4 protein-coding genes are annotated in these 3,339 nt (G+C 64.6%); 2 read left to right on the top strand and 2 right to left on the bottom strand.

Annotation, left to right across the window (positions count from 1 at the left end; all coding sequences use genetic code 11):
• Nucleotides 1–108: Flp family type IVb pilin (locus WCB02_RS19210; RefSeq protein ID WP_423960436.1), on the bottom strand; the 108-nt coding region annotated here is incomplete at its 3' end.
• A gap of 240 nt (nt 109–348) precedes the next feature.
• Between WCB02_RS19210 and WCB02_RS19215 the strand changes: the two genes are divergently transcribed.
• Nucleotides 349–1,239, top strand: a complete 891-nt coding sequence (locus WCB02_RS19215; RefSeq protein WP_423960431.1) for a 50S ribosomal protein L11 methyltransferase — start codon at nt 349–351, stop codon at nt 1,237–1,239.
• Between the two features lie 2 nt (nt 1,240–1,241).
• Here the strand turns inward: WCB02_RS19215 and WCB02_RS19220 are convergent, their stop codons facing one another.
• A complete protein-coding gene (locus tag WCB02_RS19220; RefSeq protein WP_423960432.1) occupies nt 1,242–1,424 on the bottom strand; it encodes a hypothetical protein in 183 nt (60 codons plus the stop codon).
• Nucleotides 1,425–1,618: 194 nt separating this feature from the next.
• On the opposite strand from WCB02_RS19220, the gene WCB02_RS19225 reads away from it, so the two are divergent.
• Nucleotides 1,619–3,339: M24 family metallopeptidase (locus WCB02_RS19225; protein WP_423960434.1), on the top strand; the 1,721-nt coding region annotated here is incomplete at its 3' end.

Here is a 3,339-nt window from a genome sequence, read left to right on the forward strand (position 1 = left end):
GTTCACGACCGCAATAATGGCGAGCGAGATGCCCGCCGCGATCAAGCCGTACTCGATGGCCGTGGCTCCGGATTCTTCCCGTATGAATTTCAGGACCATTGCCTTCATAGCTATCTTGCCTCGTTTGCCTGGTGCTGAAACCACGGGGCAACCCCCGGGTTTCCGGACTGGAACTTACCCGGATGGAACCTAAGGTTGATTTAAGCGAGCCGGTGCAAATTTGCGTGAATTGTGCTGCAATTTATCTTCAGCTTGTCTGGATCGACCGACGACCAAAAAAGCCGAGCCTCGACGTCGCGGCAGCACAGGCATCTGGCTACCCTCAGTTCGCTCTGTCCTGGAGTCCCGATGAATCCTGCGCCTGCCACCCACCGCGCCCGCGTGACGCTGGCCGACGCGACCACAGCCAAGCGCCTGGTCGATGCCCTGACAGAGGCCCTGTTCGAGGTCGAGGCCGCGCTGTCAGCCTTCGAGCGGCCGGACGGTCGCTGGGATGTCACGGTGGATTTCGCTGACGCTCCCAACGAGGCGGGGCTGCGCGACAGCGTGGCGCGCGCCGCCGGCGAGACGATGGCGCAGGCCATCAGCTTCGATACGGTCGAAGCCAGAGACTGGGTCAAGGCCAGCCTCGAGCATCTGGTCCCGGTCCCGGCCGGCCGCTTCGTGGTATTTGGCGGCCACGACCGCGCCAAGGTGCCGGGCAACAAGCTCGGTATCGAGATCGAGGCGGCGCTGGCGTTCGGCACCGGCCATCACGGCACCACGCGCGGCTGTCTGCTGCTGCTCGATCAGGTCTTGAAGGCGCATCATCCCCAACGCGTGCTCGATCTCGGCACCGGCACCGGCGTTCTGGCCATCGCCGCCGCCAAGGCGCTACATGGCAGGGTGCTGGCGAGCGACATCGATGCGCCGTCGGTTCGGGTCGCGCGCGACAATGCGCGGCTGAACGAGACCGGCCATCTCGTCCGGGTCATCCGCGCCAGCGGTTTTTCGGCGCCGGAATTCGTCGAGCACGGGCCGTTCGATCTGGTGCTGGCGAACATCCTGGCCAATCCACTGCGGCAGCTGGCGGGGCCGATGGCGCAGCACCTGGCCCCATCCGCACTGGTCATTCTGTCCGGCCTGCTGACGTCGCAGGCTACCGCCGTGATCGCCGCCTACCGCGCGCGCGGATTGACACCGCTGCGGCATCTGAAAATCGAGGGCTGGAGCAGCCTGTTGCTGCGTTCCGCGAAATAACCTTAATCTGAGGATTTGCCGCGAGCGTCGATGCCGCGCTCGCTCTTCTTGAGACGACGCTGGACGAAACGATCCTTGATCAGGCCGATGACGCCGCGCGACTTCTTCGGCTGTTGATTGACGTTCGGCGGTTGCTGAGTGCGACGGACGGGAGGCGAAAGCTTCTCAAACGTAAAAGCAGGCATGCCTTGTCCCCTCTTCATTGAGTTGACGCACTCCCGGAATTTCCCCCGCGATCGCCGGATGAGCTTGATTGAGGCCTAAACGCGGCATCTCGTCGAAAGCAACTCTAATTTTCAAGCAGAACCCATGCCAAACTTGCTAACTAAAACTTGTTAGCATTGCGCGTTTCTCCCCGCAATCCTAAACTGAGGATGCGATGTTCGAAGCACACTTCCAGACATTCGAGGAGCCCGATAGCGGCGTTGCGCTGACCGCGCGGCTGTCGGCATTTCGCGAGGAACTGGCGCGGCGCAAGCTCTCGGGCTTCGTCATTCCCCGCGCCGATCAACAACAAAACGAATATGTCGCGCCGTCGGAAGAACGGCTGGCTTGGCTCACCGGCTTCACCGGATCGGCGGGACTGGCGATCGTGTTGACGAGCAACGCCGCGCTGTTCGTCGACGGCCGCTACACGCTGCAGGCGGCCAAGCAGGTCGACGAAAAGTCCTGGGCCGTCGAGTCGCTGGTCGATCCGCCACCCGAGAGCTGGCTCACAAAGCATCTGAGGAGCGGCGACCGCCTAGGATTTGATCCGTGGCTGCACACTTCTTCAGCAACCGAGCGACTGCTGGCGGCGTGCACCAAGGCCGGCGCGGAGCTGGTCGCGGTCGACAGCAACCCGATCGACGCGATCTGGACCGAACGGCCGCCGCCGCCGCTTGGACCGGTTGCCGTGCACGGTCCTCGATTTGCCGGCGAAGCGGAGGCGGAAAAACTCGGCCGCATCCGGCAGGAGATCCAGAAGCTGTCCGTCGATGGGCTGGTGCTGTCGGATTCGCACGCGGTGGCCTGGACCTTCAATATCCGCGGCGCCGACGTCGCCCACACCCCGCTGCCCCTGTCCTACGCGCTGATACCGAGGGACGGCCGGCCGATGGTCTTCATCGATCATCGCAAATTGTCGAACCTCGCCCGTGACCACCTGGAGCAGTCCGCTGATGTCCGAGAGCCGGATGCACTGACGACGGAGCTCGCCGCGCTCGCGCAGACCGGCGCGTCGATCGCGCTCGACAATGCGACCGCGGCTGATGCATTGAGCCGACTGATTGCTGCGGCCGGCGGCAAGCCGGTGCGCGGCAGCGATCCCGTCAGCCTGTTGAAGGCGGTGAAGAACGGCGCCGAGATCGAAGGCACGCGGACCGCCCATCGGCGCGACGCGGTTGCGCTGGCGAAGTTCCTGGCCTGGATCGACCGCGAGGCGCCCAAGGGCGCGCTGACCGAAATCGACGCGGTCGAGGCGCTGGAGACGTTTCGCCGCGACACCGGCGCGCTCAAGGACGTGTCGTTCCCGACCATCGCTGGCACCGGACCGAACGGCGCCATCGTGCATTACCGCGTCACCCGCAAGAGCAACCGGCGGATCGCGCCCGGCGATCTCCTGCTGATCGATTCCGGCGCGCAATATGAGGACGGCACCACCGACGTCACCCGCACCATCGCGATCGGCGCGCCTACGAGCGAGATGCGCGACCGCTTCAGCCGGGTGTTGCGCGGCCATCTCGCGATCGCGCGCGCGGTGTTTCCCGATGGCACCACCGGCGCGCAGCTCGACACGCTGGCGCGGCAATATTTGTGGCAGGCCGGTATCGATTTCGAGCACGGTACCGGGCATGGCGTCGGCAGCTATCTGTCGGTGCATGAGGGACCGGCGCGGATCTCGAAACTCGGCACCACGCCGCTGAAGCGCGGCATGATCCTGTCCAACGAGCCCGGCTACTACAAGACCGACGCCTTCGGTATCCGAACCGAAAATCTGGAACTGGTGGTCGGCGCCGAGATTGCGGGCGCGGAGAAACCCGTCAACGCGTTCGAGACGCTGACGCTGGCGCCGATCGACCGCAGGCTGGTCGATTTGAGCATGCTGAACGGCGGCGAGCT

The sequence above is a fragment of the Bradyrhizobium sp. genome (genome assembly GCF_049581145.1).
Classification (GTDB): Bacteria; Pseudomonadota; Alphaproteobacteria; order Rhizobiales; family Xanthobacteraceae; genus Bradyrhizobium.

Excerpts from the sequence above, each read along its gene's own strand:
- WCB02_RS19215 (WP_423960431.1), top strand. The coding sequence starts at position 349 with ATGAATCCTGCGCCTGCCACCCACCGCGCCCGCGTGACGCTGGCCGAC.
- WCB02_RS19220 (WP_423960432.1), bottom strand. The coding sequence starts at position 1,424 with ATGCCTGCTTTTACGTTTGAGAAGCTTTCGCCTCCCGTCCGTCGCACT.